Raw genomic sequence first — 683 nt, 5'->3', positions numbered from 1 at the left:
ATGCCGACCTCGCCTTCCGCCAGGGACAGGAACTGTGGGGCGGCGACGGCAACCAGACGGCGCGGCTCCTGTCCGGCGCGGATGTCGGGATCATCGGTTTCGGCGATCTCGGCCGGGCGCTGAACCGGCTGCTGTCGGGCTTCCGCACCCGCACCAAAGTCTTCGATCCCTGGCTGCCGCCATCGATCCTCATCGACAATGGCGTCGAGCCGGCCTCTCTCGACGAGGTGCTGTCGACCAGCGACTTCATCTTCGTCGTTGCCTCGGTGACCAGCGAGAACCAGGGTTTTCTCGGTGCCGAGGCCTTTGCCGGCATGCGCAAGGGCGCCGCCTTCATCCTGCTCAGCCGCGCCGGCGTGGTGGACTTCCCGGCGCTGATGGCGGCGGTGAAGAGCGGCCACATCGTCGCCGCCAGCGACGTTTTCCCCGAAGAACCGCTGGCGCGGGACCATCCGGTGCGCACCCTGCCCGGCTTTCTGCGCTCGGCTCACCGTGCCGGCGCGCTCGACATCGCCTTCAAGCGCATGGGCGATATGGTGCTGGAGGACATGGACCTGATCGACCGCGGCCTGCCGCCGCTGCGCTCCAAGCGCGCCGAGCGCGAGACGGTTTCGCGCATGCGTTCCAAGCCGGCCGACAGGAATTGAGGCGTGGGTTTTCGTCCCGGTTGGCCGGCCCTCGAC

General features: G+C 68.4%; 1 protein-coding gene. It reads left to right on the top strand.

All coding sequences use genetic code 11. From position 1 onward, the window contains the following. On the top strand, positions 1-647 hold a 647-nt coding region (locus EN893_RS36575; protein ID WP_281062548.1), incomplete at its 5' end, for an NAD(P)-dependent oxidoreductase. Positions 648-683 lie beyond the last annotated feature (36 nt).

The sequence above is a fragment of the Mesorhizobium sp. M7A.F.Ca.CA.004.04.2.1 genome (assembly GCF_004022825.1).
Lineage (GTDB): Bacteria > Pseudomonadota > Alphaproteobacteria > Rhizobiales > Rhizobiaceae > Mesorhizobium.
Note: the sequence above shows the minus strand (reverse complement) of the source record. Positions and strands in the feature narration are given on the sequence as shown.